Consider the following 19259-nt stretch of genomic DNA (forward strand, 5'->3'; position numbering starts at 1 on the left):
GCCTGTCATCGTCGGATAGGCGCGCTGTCCGTTAATTTGTCGTCGTCTCGCTTGCGAAGCGGAAGCCTCACGGTCAATCGTACAGGTAAAAAGGTGCAGACAAAACGTAAAGAGTGGGTTTCCCCACTCTTCTGCGAAAAAGTCGTATCATCAGCATTACCAGAAAGATTATACCATAATCACGAATCCATGACAATACGGTGCATCCCGATAGACGATGAGGATGCCGCTTAGGCGTTCGCCGCCTCTAAAACAACGACAGCTGGTTCGATTCCGGCAGGCCGCGGAAGCAGCCCATGCCCGTCAGCACTTCGACGATCGTCTTCGTCGCCTTCGACTTCTGCTGGAAGTCTTCGATCGAGAGGAACTCGCCGAGTTCCCGGGCGGCCGCGATGTTGCGCGCGGCATTCTCGCCGATGCCGCCGATGGCCCCGAACGGCGGGATGAGCGAATTGCCGTCGACGATGAAGCGCGTCGCCTCGGAACGATATAGATCGACCGGCTTGAACGAGAAGCCGCGCGCCGTCATTTCGAGCGCCATTTCGAGCAGTGAGACGCTGTTTTTTTCTTTCGGCGTCGCCTGGAACCCTTTTTGTTCGATTTCGATCAGCCGCTTCAAAATCGCCTCGTAGCCTTGGCAGAGCAGATCCAAGTCGAAGTCCTCGGCCCGGATCGAGAAGTAGGTCGCGTAATAATGGATTGGATAATAGAGCTTGAAGAAGGCCGTCCGCACAGCGGAAATAACGTATGCCGCCGCATGGGCTTTCGGGAACATGTACTCGATTTTCAGGCAGGAATCAATGTACCATTGCGGGACCTTGCATCGCTTCATCTCTTCGATCCACTCCGGCGTAAGCCCCCGGCCCTTCCGCACGCTCTCGGTGATTTTGAAGGCGAGTCCCGCGTCCATGCCGGCCTTGTAGATCAGGTACAGCATGATGTCGTCGCGGCAGCCGATTACCGTCTTGATCGTGCAGGTCCGGTTCTTGATCAGCTCTTGCGCGTTCCCGAGCCAGACGCCCGTGCCGTGGGACAGGCCCGAGATTTGCAGCAAGTCCGCGAAGGTCGCGGGCTTCGTCTCCTCGAGCATCTGCCGCACGAACTTCGTGCCCATCTCCGGCACGCCGTACGTCGCGACGGACGAACGAATCTGCTCCGGCGTGACGCCGAGCGCGTCCGTGGAGCTGAACATGCTCATGACCTTCGGATCGTTCATCGGAATCGTCGTCGGGTCGACGCCGGTCAAGTCCTGCAGCATGCGCATCATGGTCGGATCGTCGTGTCCCAGAATATCGAGCTTCAGCAAGTTTTCCTCGAAGGCGTGATAGTCGAAATGCGTCGTCTGCCACTCGGCGTTCAAGTCGTCCGCCGGATACTGCACGGGTGTTACGTCTTCCACGTCGATGTAATCCGGCACGACGACGATGCCGCCGGGATGCTGGCCGGTGCTTCGCTTGACGCCGGTACAGCCGGACGCGAGCCGGGACAGCTCCGCGCCGCGCCATTTCTTGCCCTTCTCTTCCTCATACTTCTTGGCGAAGCCGTACGCGGTCTTCTCGGCGACCGTCCCGATCGTGCCCGCGCGGTACACGGCCTTCTCACCGAACATGATCTTGGTGAAGTTATGCGCCGTCGCCTGATATTCGCCGGAGAAGTTCAAGTCGATATCGGGCACCTTGTCGCCCTTGAAGCCGAGGAACGTCTCGAACGGAATATCCTGGCCTTCGCCTTTCAGCGGCTTGCCGCAATTCGGGCACAGTTTGTCCGGCAGGTCGAAGCCGCTCGGATAGCTGCCGTCGAGGAACCATTCGCTGTACTTGCATGCTTCGTTCAGGCATAAATAATGCGCCGGAAGCGGGTTAACCTCGGAGATGCCGAGGAACGTCGCGACGACGGACGAGCCGACGGAACCGCGGGAGCCGACGAGATAGCCGTCCGCATTGGACTTCTTCACGAGCCGCTCGGAGATGAGATAGTTCGCGGAGAAGCCCGCCTTCGTGATCGGCACCAGTTCCTTCTCGAGCCGCTGCACGACGACTTCCGGGATGGGATCGCCGTACAGCCGTTTCGCCGTCTCGTAGCACGTATTGCGCATCTCCTCGTCCGCGCCTTCCATGATCGGCACGAACAGCTTGGACGGGAACAAATCGAATTTCTCAAACCGGTCAGCGAGTTCGTTCGTGTTTTTCACGACGACTTCGTACGCCCGCGCCTCGCCGAGAAACTTGAATTCCTCCAGCATTTCATTCGTCGTCCGGAAATGCGCGTCCGGCTTCGTGATGTCCTTCAGCGGGCTGAAGCCGGTGATGCCGTGGATCGTAATGTCCCGGAACATTTTGTCGCGTTCCTTCAGGTAATGCACGTTCCCGGTCGCAATGACCGGCTTGCCCAGCTTATCGCCGATTTCGCACACGCGCCGCAAGGCCTGCTCGATTTCGGCGCGGCTCGCGACGAAGCCCTTCTCCACGAGATGCATATAGAACGTCACCGGTTGAATTTCCAGCACGTCGTAGTAACGCGCGGTCTCCTCGGCCTCTTCCATCGACTTGTTCAGCACCGCTTCGAAAAACTCGCCCTTCTCGCAGCCCGAGATGATGAGCAGTCCTTCGCGCAGCTCCGTCAGCTTGCTCTTCGGGATGATGGCGACGCGTTTGAAGTGCTTCGTATGGGAAATGGAAATTAATTTGAATAAGTTCTTCTTGCCGACTGCGTTCAGCGCGTAGATGCAGCAGTGGAACGGCCGCGAGTTGGACAGGTCCAACCCGACGTAGTCGTTCAGCATCTGCAGGCCGGTGATATTGCGGGCCGCGGCGTCGCCGATGAGTCCGAACAGTACCCCACCGAGAGCGATGGAGTCGTCGATGGCGCGGTGCGCGTTTTCGAGACTGATTTTATATTTATCGGCCAGCGTGCCGAGCCGATGGTTTTTCATCGAGGGATGCAGGAAACGGGCCAGCTCCAGCGTATCGAGCACGGGATTCGTCACTTCCGGCAACCCGTAGCGCTTGCAGGCGGCTTGGATGAAGCCCATATCGAACCGCGCGTTGTGCGCCACCAGCACCGCGTCGTCGATGAATTCGACGAACTCGCGGATTTTCGGCTCCAGCTCCGGCGCGTCCGCAACCATTTCGTTCGTAATGTTCGTCAGCTGCTGGATGTTGTACGGGATAAGCTCGTGCGGATTGATGAACGTTGAGAACCGCCCGATCTCCTTGCCCTCCTGCATTTTGACGCCCGCGAGCTCGATGATCTTGTTGTTGATGACCGACAAGCCGGTCGTCTCGATGTCGAATACCACGTACACGCCCGTCGCCAGCTGCTCCTCGCGCGCGTTCATGACCATCGGCACGGCGTCGTTGACGACGTTCGCCTCGAGCCCGTACAGCACTTGGATATCGTTCTTCTTCGCGGCCTTCGCCGCTTCGGGAAAGCATTGCACGTTGCCGTGATCCGTAATCGCGATCGCCTTGTGCCCCCACTTGGCGGCCTGCTTGATGTAGACGTCGACCGGCGTCACCGCGTCCATCGTGCTCATCGTCGTGTGCAGGTGAAACTCGACGCGCTTCACTTCCGCATCGTCCTTGCGTTCCTTCGGCGCGACGATCTCGTGAAGGTCGGACGGCATCATGACGAGCTCCGGCTCCATCATGAACCGATCGTATTCCACACGGCCGCGCGCCTTGATCCACTTACCGTTCGCGAGCTGCTTCAGCACCTTCACGTCGTCCTTCGTCTTGGCGAACATTTTCATCGCGATGGAATCGGTAAAATCCGTGACATTAAAGGTAAACAGCGTGCTGCCGTTGCGCAGCTCCTTCTCCTCGAGGCCGAACACCGTGCCCTGCACGGTGATCTTCTTCTCCTCTTCGAAAATGTTCATCATCGGCACCGCATCCTCGCGAATGTCGTAGCCGACCACGAGCCGGACGTCGCCTTCCTCGACCGGCGGCGCTTCCGGAATCGAAGCGGTCATCATCTGCTCGATGACGTCACGCTCTTCCTGCGCCCGCTTTTGCTCGAACGCCTCGTAGATCTCGTGCTTCGACTCCGCGACTTTCAGCTTCACGCGAATGTTGGCCGCGAAATGGTCCCGGTAGAAGCCCGCCGCCAGCTCGTCGATGCCCTTCTTCTTCGCCATTTGCAAGCCCATGTCGTCCATCATGAACAGCGTGACCTGCTCGCCGTCCGTCTCGATGCGCGCCTTGCTCATCCAGCCGTTGATGGACGCGTTGCTGTGCTGCAGCCACTCCACGAAGGCCGGCCAATATTCGTGAATCAGTTCGTCCCGCGGCACCGCTTCGCCGTAGAGGAACTGGAAGGACACTTTCGCGATGTGCGCGAATTTCCCTTGAACCGTCCTGCAAAAAATGCCAAAAGCCGGTAAAGGAACCAAGGACGTTTTGCGGATGCAAAACGTCCATTCCCGGTTACTCCGGCTCACGATCACTTTGTCTATATACCCATCGCCAAAATGTTCATTCGCGATTTGCTGCGGCAGGTCCGCCTGCTTCATCAGCAGTTCGAACCGCTGCCGTTTTTCCCCGGTTTGGTTCATATAGCCCTCCCCCAAAAATCAGTAGGCCCGCGCAAATACGACGGAATGCTCCGCTTTCTCTCCGCATACCAGACAGGTCGTCTTGTGCTCCGCCGGCTCGAACGGAATGTTCCGGCTCGTGGCGCCCGTTTCTTCCTTCACTTGACGCTCGCAGGCTTCGGATCCGCACCAGCCCGCCAGCACGAACCCGCGCTGCTCTTCGAACAAGACTTTCATCTCGTCGAGTGTCTCGACCGAATACGAGTGCTCCGCGCGGAACTCCTTCGCGCGTTCAAACATATCACGGTGGATGTCCGCGAGCATCCGTTCGATTTCTTCCTTCAAGCTGCTTTGCTGCACGATCCGTTTCTCACCGGTAATGCGGGAGACGAGCACGACTTGTCCGTTCTCCAAATCCCGCGGACCGAGCTCGAGACGTACAGGCACGCCGCGCATCTCGTATTCATTGAACTTCCAGCCCGGGCTCATGTCCGTCCGGTCGTCGACTTTAACGCGGATGCCCGCCTGCTTAAGCTCGGCGTACAGCTCGTCCACGCGCGCGACCACTTGATCGCGCGTTTTCGGCGGTCCGATGGGGATCATGACGACCTGCGTCGGCGCGACTTTCGGCGGCAGCACGAGGCCGCGGTCGTCGCCGTGCACCATGATCATGGCGCCCATCAAGCGGGTCGATACGCCCCACGACGTCGTATGTACGAACTGCTGCGTGTTTTCGCGGTCCAAATATTTGATATCGAATGCTACCGCGAACTTATTGCCCAAGTAGTGGGACGTGCCCGCCTGTACGGCGCGTCCGTCCTTCATCATCGCCTCGATCGAATACGTGTCGACCGCGCCGGCGAAGCGCTCGGACGGCGTCTTCTGGCCCATGATGACCGGAATCGCCAAGTAGTTCTCGCAGAAATCGCGGTAAATTTCGAGCATCCGGTTCGTCTCTTCGCGCGCTTCCGATTCCAGCTCGTGCGCCGTATGGCCTTCCTGCCAGAGGAATTCCGTCGTGCGCAGGAACGGCAGCGTCCGCTTCTCCCAGCGGACGACGTTCGCCCATTGATTGATCAAGACCGGCAGGTCGCGATAGGATTGAATCCATTTCGAGTACATATGCCCGATGATCGTCTCCGACGTCGGACGGATCGCCAGCCGTTCCTCCAGCTTCTCGCCGCCCGCCTCGGTTACCCACGGCAGCTCCGGGTTGAAGCCCTCGACGTGCTCCTTCTCCTTCAAGAAGAAGCTTTCCGGGATGAACATCGGGAAGTACGCGTTGCGGTGGCCGGTTTCCTTAAATCGGCGGTCCAGCTCATCGCGCATATGCTCCCAAATTTCGAATCCTTCCGGGCGGAACACGATGCAGCCGCGGACGGGCGAATAATCCATGAGCTCCGCTTTCTTGATGACATCGATGTACCAGCGCGAAAAATCCTCGCTCTGCGGCGTAATTTCCGTTACGAATTGTTTATCCTTCGACATGACCGACTAGTGCTCCCCTCTTACCAAGCGCAAAATATCATTATACGTGACAGCCAGCATCAGCAGCATGAGCATCGCGAAGCCGATAAAATGGACCATGCTCTCGCGGTTCGGATCGACCGGTCGTCCGCGGACCGCCTCCAGGCCGAGGAAGAGCAAGCGGCTTCCATCGAGCGCCGGAATCGGCAGCAGGTTGAATATCCCCAAATACAGACTCAAAATCGCCACCCACGACGTCAGCTGGGTAATGCCCTGCGAGGCGATTTGGCTCGTCACCTGGGCCGTCCGGACGGGACCGCCGAGATCGTCGAGCTTGAAATTGCCGATGATCAAGTTTTTGAAGCCGTCGAAAATCATGATCGTCATGTTCTTCATCGCTTGGCCCGCGTACTTAAACGTCTCGCCGAATTTGACCGACCGAGAAGGAACCGCGGCGGTAATGCCGAGCTTGCCGGCGCCGGTATCGTCGGGCTTCGGCGTGATTTTGGACGTGATCGTCTTGCCGTCCCGAACGACGGTGAACGTCAAGGGGACGTTAGGCGATTTGCTGATCAAATCGATCATCTTTTCGGAATCGGCCCCGATCTTGACGCCATTGACGGAATCGATGACGTCGCCGACCTTGATGTCGGCCTTGGCCGCCGGCATGCCCGCCACGACGTCGCCGATCAACAGCCGGTCGGGGTTCTCCATCGGCACGCCCGCCATTTGGAAGTACACGCCGAACAGCACGAAGGCCAAGATAAAGTTCATGACGGGACCCGCAACGATCGCAAGCGCGCGCTGGCCAACGGTTTTGCTGCCGTATTGGCGGTCAAGCGGCGCGATCTGCGTTTCTTTGCCCTTCGCGATCATGAGCGCCTGCGGGTGGATATCGAACGATTCCGTCACGCCGTCCGCATTGAGCGCCAGCTTCAGCTTGTTCTCGATATCGATCGTCTCGACTTCGCCGCGAACGACATTCGTGCGGTCGTCGAGCCGGTCCAAATAAATACGGGACACCTTGCCGTCCTTAACGCGAACGGCCACGGTCTGCCCCGGCTGAATCTCGATCAGTTCCGGATCTTCCCCGGCCATGCGGACGAATCCGCCTGCCGGCACGAGACGCAGCGTATAGCGGGTCTCGCCGCGCTTGATGGAAAACAGCTTCGGCCCGAAGCCGATCGCGAACTCCCTCACCAATATCCCCGCGCGCTTCGCGAAGTAAAAGTGACCCCATTCGTGTATGGTCACGATGACGAAGAAGACCATTACTGTCAAAAAGACGACTTGTATCGTGTGCATCGCTCTCGAGCCTCCTGTTCGTAACGGCCTGTACTTAGATTATCATTATTCTCCCGTTCGATACAAGAGAACCCTCCATCAGATGCCCGCCGCCATCCGGCGTGCCCAAGCATCGACTTCGGCGATCGCCGTTACATCGGGAACCTCGACGATCTCGTGCCGTTCCAGCACGGACGCGATGACGTCTTCGATTTGCAAAAAGGCGATTTCGCCGTTCAGGAACCGGGCGACAGCCGTTTCGTTGGCCGCGTTGAACACCGTCGGCACCGACTTCCCGGCGCGGCCGCTTTCGTACGCAAAGCGCAGGCACGGATATCGGTCGAAGTCCATGGTGCGAAAATGCAGCGCGGACAGCTTCGCGAGGTCAAGCGGCTCCGCGGGCGATACCCGGCGCTCCGGATACGTGAGCGCGTACTGGATCGGCACCCGCATGTCCGGCAGCCCCAGCTGCGCGACGACGCTGCGGTCGACGAATTCGACGTACGAATGGATGATGCTCTCCGGATGGATCAGCACCTCGATGCGGTCGTACGGCAAGCCGAACAGCCAGTGCGCTTCGATGACTTCCAGCCCTTTATTGGCCATGGTCGCCGAATCGATGGTCACTTTCGCCCCCATCGACCAGTTGGGATGATTGAGCGCCTCCGCAACGGTAACCCCGTGAAGCTCCTCACGGGTCCGATCCCGGAACGAGCCGCCCGAAGCCGTCAGCGTGATCCGCTCAATGTCCTGGCGGCGTTCACCGTTCAGGCATTGGAATATCGCCGAGTGCTCGCTGTCCACCGGCAAAATCGCCACGCCCCGTTCCGCCGCGCGGCGCATGACCAAGTGGCCGGCCGTCACCAGCGTCTCCTTATTGGCGAGCGCGATCGATTTGCCCGCGTCGATGGCGGCCAGCGTCGCCGGCAGCCCGCGGCTGCCCACGATCGCGGTCACGACCGTGTCCGCGTCCGTCTCGGCCGCGATCTGCACCAGCCCCTCGTCGCCGAACACCGTTTTCGTGCCCGCCGGGAGATGCGGTCTGGCTTCGTCCGCCAGCGCTTTGGACGACAAGCAGACGGTCTTCGGACGGAACTGCCGCGCTTGCCGCACCAGCAAGTCCACATTGCCGCCCGCCGCGAGCCCTTCGACCTGATAGCGCTCCGGCTCGCGGCCGATAATGTCCAGCGTTTGAGTCCCGATCGAGCCCGTCGAGCCGAGAATCGTTAATTTCTTCAATCTAGTGGCCTCCCCGAGCGCCTTACAGCGGCAGCAAATTCGTCATGATCAGCAGCGGAAACACGATCAGCCAGCTGTCGCAGCGGTCGAGCACGCCTCCGTGCCCGGGCAGCAGCGTGCCCGAGTCCTTGATGCCGCGCACCCGTTTGTAAGCGGATTGGATCAAGTCGCCGAGCTGTCCGGCCACGGACGCGACCAAGCCGATCATGATTGCGCGGCCGATGCCAATCTCGTTCGGATAGATCCATGCGAACACCAAGGCGATCAGCAAGGCGAGCACGACGCCGCCAAGCGATCCTTCGATCGTTTTGTTCGGGCTGATCGCAGGCCACAGCTTGTTTTTACCGATCGCCTTGCCCGTAAAATACGCGCCGGCATCCGACGCCCATATGGCGAAAAACGCCATGATCGTCGTCATGAGGCCGTGCGATTCGCCGCCGCGGACCTCGTACATCGCGTGAAAGCCGTACCCGATGTAGAGCGCGCCGAGCAGCATGAGCGCCGCTCCGTCGATCGTCACTTCGTTCTTGGTCAGCACGGTCACGCTGAGCAAAATAAACATCAACATCCAAATCATATGTAAGGCTGCCGGCTGATGCAGGCCGAGGTCGTCCCACGGCAAGAAGAGCAGCAGCGTACCTGCCATCGCAAGCCAGGCCAACGGATGCTTCATCGACACGCCGTTCATCCGGATGTACTCCGTCATCCCGACAATCGTCATGAAAAGTAATAGTGCAAAGAAATACCATCCGCCAAGCACGGTCAGTACCACGAATGCGGCGCCTGCAATCACGCCCGAAATAATGCGTTGTTTCACGCGTATGACACTCTCCAGTCCAGCTCGTTACAATCCGCCGTATCGGCGGGCTCGTTGTTGGTATTCGCGGACGGCCTCGTAGAAGTGGTGATCCGAAAACTCGGGCCAGTAGACGTCCGTAAACCACATTTCGCTGTATGCGAGCTGCCAAAGCATGAAATTGCTGAGGCGCAGTTCGCCGCTCGTGCGAATGAGCAAATCCGGATCAGGCAGTCCCGCTGACAACAGCCGGCTTTCCACGTCTGGCGCGTCGATCTGCTCCGGGTCCAGCTTGCCGTCCTTAATGTCGCGGCCGATGCTTTTCACGGCCTCGATCATTTCTTTCCGGCTGCCGTAGTTTAGCGCGAACGTCAAGACGAGTCCGGTGTTGCCCGATGTCAGGGCGACGGCATCCTCGACAGCCTTCAAGGTATGGGAAGGCAACTCCTCTTTGTACCCCATCAGGCGAATTCGCACATTCTTCTCCATCAGATCCTTGATCTCCATGGCCAGGAACTCCTGAGGCAGTTTCATCAGAAATTCGACTTCCGCCTTCGGCCGCTTCCAGTTTTCTGTCGAGAACGCATAAAGCGTTAAATATTTGACGCCTACCCGATCTGCGGCCATGGTGATCCGCTTGACCGTCTTCATCCCGGAATGGTGGCCGGCCATGCGCGGCAAGCCGCGGCGCTTCGCCCACCGGCCGTTGCCGTCCATGATAATCGCGATATGCTGCGGGATGTTATCCGATTCCAACGTCCGCAGCGGCGCTGCGGACGCTTTGCCAAACAAGCCCTTCAATCGCTGTAACATGCTCGTCCTCCCGCCACTAGCGTCGATTTATGCAACAAACCCCACCATTCGGAGGGGCCGGTACGCATTATTATACTTCCATGATGTCCTTCTCTTTGGCGGCGAGTACTTTCTCGACTTCAGCGATGAATTTGTCCGTCGTTTTTTGGATGTCGTCCTGATGGCGGCGGGACTCATCTTCGGAGATGTCCGTCTTCTCGAGCTTCTTGATGTCGTCGTTCGCGTCGCGGCGGATGTTGCGGATGGCGACCTTCGCCTCTTCGCCGAATTTTTTCGTCATCTTCACCAGCTCACTGCGGCGCTCTTCCGTCAGCATCGGGATGCCGATGCGGATTGTGGAGCCGTCGTTCGAAGGCGTCAGACCGAGGTCGGATTTCATGATCGCTTTCTCGATGGCGCCCAGCGAGGATTTGTCCCAAGGCTGGATGAGCAGCGTGCGGGAATCCGGCGTATTGATGTTCGCCAGTTGGTTGACCGGCGTCATGGCACCGTAGTATTCGACTTGCAGGCGATCAAGCAGAGCCGGCGTCGCGCGGCCCGCGCGGAGCGTCGACAGATCGCGCTTCAGCGCGGCGATCGCTTTGTCCATCCGTTCTTCAGCGTTTTTCTTAATGGTTTGCGGCACTAGGACGCACTCCCTTTCATCACGATTGTTCCGATTTTCTCGCCAAGCACGACGCGCTTGATGTTTCCGGCTTCCGTAATGGAGAATACGACGAGCGGAATGTCGTTATCCATGCAGAGCGATGACGCCGTGGAGTCCATGACGCCCAAGTTGCGGTTGAGCACTTCCAAGAACGTGAGCGTCTCGAATTTCTCCGCGGACGCGTCCTTGAACGGATCGGCGGAGTATACGCCGTCCACTTTGTTTTTCGCCATCAAAATGACTTCTGCTTCTATTTCAGCTGCGCGCAATGCGGCAGTAGTGTCCGTCGAGAAGTACGGATTCCCCGTGCCGGCCGCGAAAATAACGACGCGTCCCTTTTCCAGGTGACGAATCGCCCGGCGGCGAATGTACGGTTCCGCGATTTGTTGCATCGCGATCGAGGTTTGCACCCGAGTCGGTACATCGATTTGTTCGAGTGCGTCCTGCAGCGCGAGAGAATTCATGACAGTGGCAAGCATTCCCATGTAATCGGCCGTCGCGCGGTCGATGCCTTTCGCCGAACCCGCGATGCCGCGCCAGATGTTGCCGCCGCCGACGACGATCGCCACTTCAACGTTGAGTTCCACTACTTCTTTGACTTGCTCGGCGATCGAAGAGATCACGGAGGATTCGATTCCATACCCATTGTTACCCGAGAGCGATTCCCCGCTCACCTTCAGCACGATACGTTTGTACACGGGACTCTGCAACGTGGTTTACCTCCATCTTGGACCTTGATTAAAAAGGCCGCATACTCGAATAAATGCTGCTTATCGTGCAGCGGTCCGTAAGTAGAAAAAACGGCGGGGCGAACGCCCCGCCCCGCCTGTGCGTTCGGATTACAATTTAGCTTGAGACATAACTTCGGCAACGAAGTTGTCTTCTTTTTTCTCCAGGCCTTCGCCAAGCTCGTAACGAACGAAGCGACGGATCGAGATGTTCTCGCCGATCGTGCTGATCTTTTCTTTGAGCAGCGTGTGGACCGTTTTGTCTGGATCTTTGATGAACGCTTGCTCAAGCAGGCAGTATTCTTCATAGTATTTGCTGATGCGGCCTTCAACCATCTTTTCGACGATTTTTTCCGGCTTGCCTTCGTTAAGAGCTTGCGCCTTCAGAATTTCGCGCTCTTTTTCCAGCTCATCAGCTGGCACTTCTTCGCGGCTCACGTATTTCGGGCTAGCCGCCGCGATTTGCATCGCGATGTCGCGCGCGAATTCGCGGAATTGATCCGTTTTGCCGACGAAGTCGGTCTCGCAGTTGATTTCGACGAGCACGCCGATGCGTCCGCCGGCGTGAATATAAGACTCGACCGTACCTTCCGTCGCTACGCGGCCCGCTTTGTTCGCCGCCGCCGAGAGACCTTTTTCGCGAAGCAGGTCGATCGCTTTCGCGATGTCACCGTTCGTTTCGTCCAGCGCTTTTTTGCATTCCAGCATGCCTGCGCCCGTTCTTTCACGCAATTCTTTTACTGCACTCGCACTTACCGCCATCGTTCGTGACCTCCTGAAATTGGATAAGGTTTGGCTTTAAAAAAAGGGCGGTGAGAGGTTATGCACCTTCTGACCACCCTTTCTAGTCGGTTCGTCAATGAATATTAAGCAGTCGTGACTTCGCCTTGACGCGATTCAACGATTGCGTCGGCCATTTTCGCCGTCAGCAATTTTACTGCGCGGATTGCATCGTCGTTACCTGGAATGACGTAATCGATCTCGTCCGGATCGCAGTTCGTGTCTACGATGCCGACGATCGGGATACCCAGCTTGCGCGCTTCGGCAACCGCGATGCGCTCTTTGCGAGGGTCGATGACGAAGAGGGCGCTAGGCAGCGAACGCATGCCTTTGATGCCGCCGAGGAATTTCTCGAGACGCTCTTTCTCTTTGCGGAGAATGATGACCTCTTTCTTCGGAAGCACGTTGAACGTGCCGTCTTCTTCCCATTTGTCGATCGTTTTCAGACGGTCGATACGTTTTTGGATCGTTTGGAAGTTCGTCAGCGTGCCGCCCAGCCAACGCTGGTTGATGTAGAAGTTGCCGCAGCGTTCCGCTTCTTCCTTAACCGAATCCTGTGCTTGTTTTTTCGTGCCGACGAAGAGAATCGTGCCGCCTTGTTCGCCGATCGAGCGGACGAAGTTGTAGGCCTCTTCGACTTTCTTTACCGTTTTTTGCAAATCGATAATGTAAATTCCGTTACGTTCCGTGAAGATATAACGATCCATTTTCGGGTTCCAGCGACGAGTTTGGTGACCGAAGTGTACCCCAGCTTCAAGAAGCTGTTTCATGGAAATAACCGCCATCTCTTCAACACCTCCTGTTAAATGGTTTTTTGTTTTCCTCCGCCGATCTCATTTTCCGCCATCACTTCGACCGGGCCGAAGCACCAATGGCAAAATTAATCGGCGTGTGTTTTTAACACCGTCAACTACTATACCATATCCGGATGGGGCCATGCAACCGCATTTGACGGCAATTCGATGCCGTTTTCAAGACGGCGTCATTTCTCGCTTTCTTCCAGTTCGCGCTCGGCCGTTGCGGGGTCGAGCGGCTGGCCCGTGACGATGCCGCGGACCTGCTCGGGGGTCGGTTTGCCCTGAAACGCAAAATAGCCTGCACGGATCGTTTTCGATCGCATCAGGTCGACGAATGCCTGCTTGTCGGCGATGATGCCGCGATCGGCAAGGAGGTCCGCCGTCTCCGATACGCTCGCGTTCGGCGGGATGCGCACGATCGTTCGGTCCTCGGGCGACTTGCCTTCATCGGCCGTCGCATCCGTTTTCCCGGCCCTCTCGTCTTTGCCTTCCGCATCCGGCTTATCCGCCGCCTTGCTCGGCGCGGACGACGGCTTGGCGTCCTCCGTCTTCGCCCGCAGGTCGGCGAGAACGCGCTCGCGCTCATCCGCCACAGCCTTATCGAGCTCCTGCTGCGTAAACGTCTTGACCTCGGTCCTGGTCTCCGCCAAAGCGTTCAAGCCTTCCGCCTGCTTCTCCCCGATCAGCATCAACTGCAGCAGGCCGGCTCCCAAGATGATGCCGGCGCCGAGACCGAACAGAAACGTCCGCCTGTTCATCGCGCTGCCTCCTCTTGCTTCGCCAATTGAAGAATCAGCTGAACTTCGCCTTTATGGCGTCCGAGCTTCTTCGCGATCGCCTCGACGGATTTGCCGGCCGAATGAAGTTCGAACAGTTCAGAATACCGGCCGCGTATCGAGTCCGATTGAGCGTCTTCATCCGGGCCGGCGCCATTCACCGCCAAACGTGTCTCTTCCCGCTGGTGCCTTTCGGCCGATGCCGGCTGTTCCGCAGCAGGCGCCACCGGCTCCTCCTGCTGCGTCCTTACATTATATAGTGCCGGCGCCGTCTTGTTCGACGCCTGCAGACGCTGAAGTTCGGTCAACTCCGCTGCCAGCTCGGCGCAGCGCGCTTCCAGGCGGTCGATCCGCTCGTCCCGCTCCGCTGCCATCGCCCGCGCTTCTTGCGCCGATTTGCCGACCAGGTCGGCGATTTCCCGGTCATCCGCCTCCATGTTCTCCATGAATTGCTCCAGCGCGGTCTCCATGCCGCGCATGGCGCGATCGCGGTCTTCCGTGCCGCCGGGAGCACCTCCGCCGGCGTTCTTCCTGCGGGGAAGCACGGCGGCGCAGACGATCGCGAAGCCTCCGAGGAGCATGATGGTTTGCCACGGTTCCATTTCGAATCACCTGCAATTAAGGGTAAGATGCTTCATGTCATCACGTCGATATGCTTGCCTTTGTACGGATGCGGCGGTTCATCGCGCTCGTCCTTGCTTTCCTGCACCGGCTGCCCCCGGTTCTGCCGGGCACCCCGTTTCTCGGAGGAACGGGATTCCCGGTCGCGCTCCGACCCGATGTTGCTCCGTTCGACTTCCGCATTGCGGCTTCGCTGCTCTTCCGTCGTCTTGGCCGCATCCTTCTCCAGCAGCGTTTGCTCCAGCGCCGGCCGGTGGTTCATCTGGCTTTGCTGCGCGGCGGTATCGGGCGTGCGAGGCACGGACACTTGCAAGTCGATCGGCCTGTAAGGCATCGTTCGATCCTCCCTTCGATCCTCCCTATTGATCATCCCTTTCGATGCGGACGCGACCGGCGCGCCGGTTTGCCGCATGTCGAGGCTCTACATATAAGGAAGCATGATGACGTCGCCTTCGGAATAACGGAACGAAATGCGCTGCGCCGCATCCTTGACGTAGCGCGTGTTGCGTCCGATCACGATTTTGGTGCCGCCGTAGATGACGTTGACCACATCCACCTTCGCGCTGTCGGTATCCTCGAGCGATCGCTCGATCTCCAGCAGCCGGTCCTTGATGGCCTCCATTTCTTCAAGCGCCGCCCGCTTCGTCGACGTCAGCTTGATCCGCATCGCCAGCTTGTCGGAAGTCAGCGTGCCCGCGGCCGCATGCTGGTCGAGCAGCGCCAAAGCCTTCTCCGTCTTGTCCAGGCTGTCGTTCAGCGCCCGCAGCTGCGTGCGCCGCTCCAGCAGCTCGCTCCGCAGCTCCGGCCGGACGCCGACTTCGATCACGGTCGCGGTCGACATCGTATTGCCGATCGTTCGCGCGATAACGCGTTCGCCGGCTTGAACGCTTCCCCCGACGACGAGGCCTTTGGCTCCGATACATTGGACGCTTCGTCCCGCGCGGACTTGGGAATGCATGATGCTTTGCGAGACGAGCACGTCTTCCGCCGCGATGACGTTACCCTCCTGAATGAAAGAGCATTTCACGTTTTTGCCGGCTTTGATGAGACCCTTTCCGCTTCCCAGCACGCCGCCGGTGATTTCGACGGATCCGTCCGATTCGAGGACGGCGCCTTCCACGCCGCCGACGACCCGAATATCGCCCGCAGCCTTAATCTTGAAGCCGGCCAGCACGTTCCCGCGAATGACGACCGTCCCGACGAAGTCGATGTTGCCGATTTTGTAGTCGACGTCTCCGTTGACCTCGTATACCGGAAACACGTTGATTTTTGATTTGTCGGTCAGCGAGACCAAGCCGTCGATGGCGGCATAGAGGGCCGTTTGCTCGGGATTAAGCACGACGTTTTTGCCCAGCTTGAAGTACGCTTCCTTACCTTTCCGGCCGGGAATCGGCTCGCCCGTGACCGCGATCCCGTCTCTTCCCGGCGTGGCCCCGACCTTCTCCGCGATGAGCTGGCCCCGCTTCACGTTCTTCAGCTGCGTAACTTCCTTGAAATCGACCTTGCCGTCTTCGAGCTCGACAGGGCGGTAGTCTCCTTCGTCCATGTCGTACGCAAACCGGATGTAGCCGTCCTTGCCGTTCGCTGCCGGTTCGCCCTGCGCGACCACCGTCTGCTTGTAATAAAAACGGTTCGGCATCACGGCGATGTCGTTCAGCACGTTCCGCAGCACGCCATGCTGGATGCCGTGGCTCTTTAAATAGCCTTCCAGTTGAGCGGCGGTGCAGGAGAAGTTCTCGTCCGCCGCATTGAACTGCACGGACGCCGTCAATTTATCCGGCGACTGCTGCACGACCACGTAGTGTTGCATTTGTTCGGCCGTCGTCACGACTGCCCCTCCCTTGATCGGTTAATGCTGCATGAGCTGATCCTTCTGTTTCTCCAGCGCGCCCCGAAGCCGCAAAATCGCCTTGGAATGAAGCTGCGAGATGCGCGACGGCGAAAGCGACATGACCTCCGCGATCTCGCTGAGCGAGAGCTCCTCGTAATAGAAGAGCGAGATGACGGTCCGCTCCTTCTCGGTTAGCCGGTCGATCCCCCGAATCAGAGACTCCTTCAAGAAAAACTCATGCACCTTGTAATCCGGATTTTTCGCTTTCTCGTCCACGAGGAGTGACAACCGGGTTTCCGACTCCTCGTCGCGGATCGGGTCTTCCAGCGAACACACCGTCGTGACGGCGATTTCCTGCAGCATGACGCCGAATTCCTTCACTGTCACGTTCAGGTAGCCGCTGATCTCCGCGTCTTCCACGGAGCGCATATACTGCTGCTCCAATATTTGATAAGCTTCTTCAATCCGCTTCGCTTTCTCGCGCACGGAGCGCGGAACCCAGTCGCCCTGGCGAAGGCCGTCGATGATCGCCCCGCGAATCCGCCAGGACGCGTACGTTTCGAATTGAAGACCTCTTCTGTAGTCGAATTTTTCGATGGCGTCGATCAAGCCCATGACGCCGTTGCTGGCCAGGTCGTCCTTCGAAACGTTCTTGGGAAGCCCGATGGCCATCCGGTTGCTGACGTAGTCGACCAAGGACAAATACTGCTCGATCAGCCGCTTCTTGGCCTCGATGTCCCCGTCTTCTTTCCACTTGCGCCAAATCTCCATGTTCGACAAATGGGGCGCTTTCGGCTCAATCATCGTCTCACCCTCCTGTTAGGTGACGTATTGCTTTTGCCAATTCTTCAGGCTCCTTGTTATGCGTAGACACCAATTTGGGCGGCGACAGCGGTTTAAAGTCCGCTTGTCGGCTGGACTCCGGCGTTGCATCGCCGTCCGTTCGATAGCCCAGCAGCTCGCGCAGCTCCTCGCTCTGATCCGGCGTCGAATAATCGATCGCCTGCCCTTTGGGCTGTTCCTCGGCCGCGGCGGCCTGCTGCATGGCCGCCGGCCGAGGCTTCAAGATCACCGCCAGCGCGGCGCGAAATAGAAACGCCAGCGCGAAAAAAACAATAAACGCGTACAGACAACGAAGACCGGTAATGGCCGGCCCGTTGCCGCCGATCGAAAAAAGGAGCGTCAACAAACTTCCGCCTAGGCCGAGCGTCATGTTCCAGCGCCATGAACCGATCATTGCTATATCTCCTTTACTCCATGCTGAACGCTGCGTATGGTCAACATGCCATTCAGGCTGTTGAACTCGATCGTCCGTCCGTAATTCGCTCCTGTATCCTCCGACAGCAGCGGAATGCCGAAGCGCTCCAGCATCAGCTTGCAGGATTCCACGTTGCGCGGGCCGATCCGCGCGGCTTCGTTGACCGCGCTGAACGCGAACATTTGGGCGCCGCCCGCCATCTTGGCCACGAACCTTCGGGGTTCGGCTCCTTCCGCCCGCATCAGCTCGATCAGCCGGGGAATCGACGTATCCGCGTATTTGGCGACGTTGATCGATGCTTCCCGCGCGATGCCGGACGACGGCAGCATGACGTGCGCCATCCCGGCGATCCTGGCGCGTTCGTCGTATAAGGTCAGGCCGACGCACGAACCGAGACCGGTCGTCTTCAGCACGGCGCCGCCGGCTGCGACCTTCATATCCGCCATGCCGACTTTCACGACGTTCTCGTCCATCATTCGTTCGGCACTCCCAGGGCATGGAAGATCCGTTCGAACGACTCCGGATCCGGGATGAGGAAGAAGTGGCCCGCGAGCGCTTCCTTGCCCTCCAGGAAAGCCGTGTCGATCAGCAGCGCGGAATCGCCCATCTCCCCGTACTGCATGAGCCCGTAGCCAAGAATCGCGCCGGCCATGTCGACCGCGATCGCAGGGACGGTCGGCAACAGGCACAAGCGCGTGAAATCCGCAAGGGACGACAGGTATGACCCGGCCAAAATATTGCCGATTTCGCAAAGCGCGGAAAATTCCATCTCCGAATAGCCTTCTGCCTGAACATCCATCGCGAGCAGATTCCGCAGCAGCTTCTTGGCCGCTTCCTCATCGATCAAGAAGAACATGTTGCCGGGCGCGTCGCCCTCCACGCGCAGGAACACGGCGACGACCACTTGCTCGAATCCGCCGACCTTGTCGGCGATCTGCTCGAACGGGATCAAGCTGACGGTCGGAACGTTCATGTCGACGGGCTTGTCCAGCAGGCGGGACAGCGCGGTCGCCGCATTGCCCGCGCCGATGTTGCCCACTTCCTTCAGCACGTCGAGCTTGAACGCTTCCAGACGGGTGAACGGATTCACGGTTACGCCTCTTGCTGCTCGAGCTGGATGATTTCGCTCTTGTTCAGCACTTCCGACAGATTGAGCATGATGAGCAGCCGGTCGTCGCCGATTTTCGCCACGCCGCGCAAGTATTTCGCCCGGATCCCGCCGACCACTTCGGGCGGCGTGTCGATCGTGTCGGTATCGATATCGATGACGTCGTTCGCAGCATCGACGATGAATCCAACCTCCAGTTCGTTCACCGCCACGATGATGATCCGCGTGCTTTCCGTCGGCTCCGTCTCTTCCAGGCCGAAGCGGCCGCGCAGGTCGATGACGGGAATGACGACGCCGCGCAAATTGATGACACCCTTGACGAACGCGAGCGTTTTGGGCACGCGCGTGATCGGGAGCATCCGCTCGATCGTGCGCACTTTTTCCACTTCGATGCCGTATTCCTCATTCGCCAGCCCAAACACGATCACTTTTACTTCTTCACCCATTCGTAACCCCTCCCACTATAATTTAATGTTTTCTCACGTTTTCTCACTCGTTCTTAGATTTTCAACCATCCACCATTTCGAGAGATGGAGAAAGCATGTAGCTGTGACATATTTTTCTGTAGGTGCCGGTTGCGG

General features: G+C 58.5%; 19 protein-coding genes. All 19 read right to left on the reverse strand.

All coding sequences use genetic code 11. The features are described from left to right. Positions 1-247 precede the first annotated feature (247 nt). Positions 248-4555, reverse strand: a complete 4308-nt coding sequence (locus tag ACFPB1_RS18290) for a PolC-type DNA polymerase III (protein ID WP_379227546.1) — start codon at positions 4553-4555, stop codon at positions 248-250. 18 nt (positions 4556-4573) lie between these two features. After that, on the reverse strand, positions 4574-6022 hold the full coding sequence (gene proS / locus ACFPB1_RS18295; protein ID WP_379227547.1) for a proline--tRNA ligase: 1449 nt from the start codon (positions 6020-6022) through the stop codon (positions 4574-4576). Positions 6023-6028: 6 nt separating this feature from the next. Continuing rightward, on the reverse strand, positions 6029-7306 hold the full coding sequence (gene rseP, locus ACFPB1_RS18300; protein WP_379227548.1) for an RIP metalloprotease RseP: 1278 nt from the start codon (positions 7304-7306) through the stop codon (positions 6029-6031). A 78-nt stretch (positions 7307-7384) separates the two neighbouring features. Continuing rightward, the gene (locus tag ACFPB1_RS18305) at positions 7385-8524 is read right to left on the reverse strand and encodes a 1-deoxy-D-xylulose-5-phosphate reductoisomerase (RefSeq protein ID WP_379227549.1); all 1140 of its coding nucleotides are present in this window, start codon (positions 8522-8524) and stop codon (positions 7385-7387) included. A gap of 22 nt (positions 8525-8546) precedes the next feature. Beyond that, positions 8547-9341 (reverse strand): phosphatidate cytidylyltransferase, encoded by a 795-nt coding sequence (locus tag ACFPB1_RS18310; RefSeq protein WP_379227550.1) that lies wholly within the window; start codon positions 9339-9341, stop codon positions 8547-8549. A gap of 27 nt (positions 9342-9368) precedes the next feature. Next, positions 9369-10133, reverse strand: coding sequence for an isoprenyl transferase (locus ACFPB1_RS18315; RefSeq protein ID WP_379227551.1), 765 nt, complete (start codon positions 10131-10133; stop codon positions 9369-9371). A 70-nt stretch (positions 10134-10203) separates the two neighbouring features. Further along, entirely contained in the window at positions 10204-10758 is a 555-nt protein-coding gene (frr, locus tag ACFPB1_RS18320; protein WP_379227552.1) for a ribosome recycling factor, read from the reverse strand. Further along, entirely contained in the window at positions 10758-11489 is a 732-nt protein-coding gene (gene pyrH, locus ACFPB1_RS18325; protein WP_379227553.1) for a UMP kinase, read from the reverse strand. Before pyrH ends, frr begins: the two co-directional genes overlap by 1 nt. 129 nt (positions 11490-11618) lie before the next feature. Continuing rightward, complete coding sequence (gene tsf, locus ACFPB1_RS18330; protein ID WP_379227554.1) at positions 11619-12269, reverse strand: translation elongation factor Ts; 651 nt, start codon at positions 12267-12269, stop codon at positions 11619-11621. A 104-nt stretch (positions 12270-12373) separates the two neighbouring features. Beyond that, a complete protein-coding gene (gene rpsB / locus ACFPB1_RS18335; RefSeq protein ID WP_379227555.1) occupies positions 12374-13072 on the reverse strand; it encodes a 30S ribosomal protein S2 in 699 nt (232 codons plus the stop codon). A 197-nt stretch (positions 13073-13269) separates the two neighbouring features. After that, positions 13270-13842: a hypothetical protein gene (locus ACFPB1_RS18340; protein ID WP_379227556.1), complete on the reverse strand. Its 573-nt coding sequence runs from the start codon at positions 13840-13842 to the stop codon at positions 13270-13272. Further along, the gene (locus ACFPB1_RS18345; protein ID WP_379227557.1) at positions 13839-14462 is read right to left on the reverse strand and encodes a DUF6115 domain-containing protein; all 624 of its coding nucleotides are present in this window, start codon (positions 14460-14462) and stop codon (positions 13839-13841) included. The genes ACFPB1_RS18340 and ACFPB1_RS18345 overlap by 4 nt, the downstream gene beginning before the upstream one ends. 32 nt (positions 14463-14494) lie before the next feature. Further along, positions 14495-14815 (reverse strand): hypothetical protein, encoded by a 321-nt coding sequence (locus tag ACFPB1_RS18350; RefSeq protein WP_379227558.1) that lies wholly within the window; start codon positions 14813-14815, stop codon positions 14495-14497. Positions 14816-14902: 87 nt separating this feature from the next. After that, positions 14903-16291 (reverse strand): DUF342 domain-containing protein, encoded by a 1389-nt coding sequence (locus tag ACFPB1_RS18355; protein ID WP_379227567.1) that lies wholly within the window; start codon positions 16289-16291, stop codon positions 14903-14905. Positions 16292-16330: 39 nt separating this feature from the next. After that, positions 16331-17116, reverse strand: a complete 786-nt coding sequence (locus ACFPB1_RS18360) for a FliA/WhiG family RNA polymerase sigma factor (protein WP_379227559.1) — start codon at positions 17114-17116, stop codon at positions 16331-16333. Positions 17117-17120: 4 nt separating this feature from the next. Beyond that, a complete protein-coding gene (locus ACFPB1_RS18365) occupies positions 17121-17525 on the reverse strand; it encodes a hypothetical protein (RefSeq protein ID WP_379227560.1) in 405 nt (134 codons plus the stop codon). A gap of 26 nt (positions 17526-17551) precedes the next feature. Continuing rightward, positions 17552-18046: a chemotaxis protein CheD gene (locus ACFPB1_RS18370; protein WP_379227561.1), complete on the reverse strand. Its 495-nt coding sequence runs from the start codon at positions 18044-18046 to the stop codon at positions 17552-17554. Further along, complete coding sequence (locus tag ACFPB1_RS18375; RefSeq protein ID WP_379227562.1) at positions 18043-18660, reverse strand: chemotaxis protein CheC; 618 nt, start codon at positions 18658-18660, stop codon at positions 18043-18045. Before ACFPB1_RS18375 ends, ACFPB1_RS18370 begins: the two co-directional genes overlap by 4 nt. A gap of 2 nt (positions 18661-18662) precedes the next feature. Beyond that, positions 18663-19124, reverse strand: coding sequence for a chemotaxis protein CheW (locus ACFPB1_RS18380; protein WP_379227563.1), 462 nt, complete (start codon positions 19122-19124; stop codon positions 18663-18665). Positions 19125-19259: the final 135 nt, after the last annotated feature.

This window comes from Paenibacillus sp. GCM10023250 (genome assembly GCF_042653205.1).
GTDB lineage: Bacteria > Bacillota > Bacilli > Paenibacillales > Paenibacillaceae > Paenibacillus_Z.